We start from the raw sequence: 1,583 nt of genomic DNA on the forward strand, positions 1-1,583 counted from the left end.
TTATTGAGTCGAGCTAAAGGCCCCAAGGGGATGTACCCGGGTACAAGACTTTCTTGCACAACCCTCCTCCGATGTGCGGGGGCGGCTGTATCTTAGGAATGCACCTGGTGCAGCAGAACGCCCCAGCACTCGGCTGGGGCGGCTGCTCTAACAAGCCCAGTGGTACGCCTTCACTTGTCACGGCGGAGCGTACCGCTGGCGGAAAGTTCCACGTCATGACTGTGTTCAGCCCTGAACCGGGTCCGATTCCGTGGCTCCACCGTACTACACGCGTCCGCGGATGCCTACGTTATTACGGTTTGAAAATCACGAACGAGTTCGTGCAAATCATAACCGTCATAACTTCCATAGTTACCGCCGCGTCTTACGCGTACGCAGCGTGGAACTGGTTGGAAAACATCCATACGGTGTGGTGAACGTAGACAACGAGACGCCCCGTGCAAACTGCACGGGGCGTCTCCCGTTGTTTCTCCCGCCTGTAAAACGTCGCGGTTCCGTCCCAACTACGGCAGCGTGATCGGTCCGGTCGGAGCGCTATGGAGGTCAGCGGCCGTCGGCGCGTCCGCCGCCGGCGCCGCGTCGTCATCGGCGAGCTCGCCGGCGAGGAACGCCCGTGCGTCGTCGTCGACGTCGACGTTCCGGCTCCGTGGTTTGATCTCGCCGTTCGGGAACAGCGCGAGCGCTCTGATGCGATCGAGTGCGGGCCAGAGGATGTGTTCGTGCCAGTCCGCGAGGTCCCGGCTCGGCTCGGTCTTGTAGTCGGTGTAGACCGCCTGGTGGGCGACCATCACGCCGGTGAGGATCTCCACCGCGATCGGGTTCTCGAACCAGCGGGCCGCGAACGGGTACGTTTCCGCGCTGAGGTGCCGGAGGTACCGGTCCGTCAGGTACGTGACGAACGCGGTCAGTTCGCCCGCGAGTGCCTGCCGTCGCTCATCGTTCACGCGGTCCCAGGCCCAGGGGCCGCCGGCGTCCTCTTCGGCGGTCTCGGAGACGGCGCCCGCGGTCCCGACAGCGGGTCCGTCGTCTTCGCCGGTGTCGCGGCTGGCCCAGTCCTTGAACATGGGCACGACGAGCTGCTCGAGTGCGTGGATCCGGTCCTCCGGCGTCAGCGGCGTTCCGCTCTCGCCGGTGTTCTCGCCCTGCTCCGGTGCTGCGCCGTCGACGTCGCTCATGCTGCGATCCCTTCCTGCTCGAAGGCCCAGTTCTGGCCCTCTTCGATCGCAGCTTTGTCGTCCTCTTCCCACCAGCCGGGCAGGTCGACGATCGCGACCGGCAGCTCTCGGTAGAACAGCATCCCCTTGCCGGGCTCGAGCTGACGGATCGCGCCGGCGGTCATCACGCGTTCCTTGATCGTCGACGTCGACGTGGACATGCCGTTGACCGACTCAGTGGTGCCGATGCGTTCGGCTTCCTTCTCCGCGCACAGCTTCGACAGGCTCTCCAGATAGTCGTCGTCCTTGATCCCGCCCAGGACCATCAGGATGTTCGAGGACTTCAGGATCTTGTTCCCGCCGGCCTTCCCCCATCGGGTCTCGGCGTCCTTGGGGTCCTGGTGGAACGACCACGTGATGATGCCGCGG

General features: G+C 64.4%; 2 protein-coding genes. Both read right to left on the reverse strand.

The window, feature by feature from the left end; genetic code table 11:
- Window positions 1-503 precede the first annotated feature (503 nt).
- Window positions 504-1,175, reverse strand: coding sequence for a hypothetical protein (locus BACI9J_RS23045; RefSeq protein WP_159558306.1), 672 nt, complete (start codon window positions 1,173-1,175; stop codon window positions 504-506).
- On the reverse strand, window positions 1,172-1,583 hold a 412-nt coding region (locus tag BACI9J_RS23050), incomplete at its 5' end, for a TraM recognition domain-containing protein (protein ID WP_159736683.1). The genes BACI9J_RS23050 and BACI9J_RS23045, both read right to left, overlap by 4 nt.

Origin of the sequence: Arthrobacter sp. 9V (genome assembly GCF_902506065.1) — a bacterium.
Classification (GTDB): domain Bacteria; phylum Actinomycetota; class Actinomycetes; order Actinomycetales; family Micrococcaceae; genus Arthrobacter.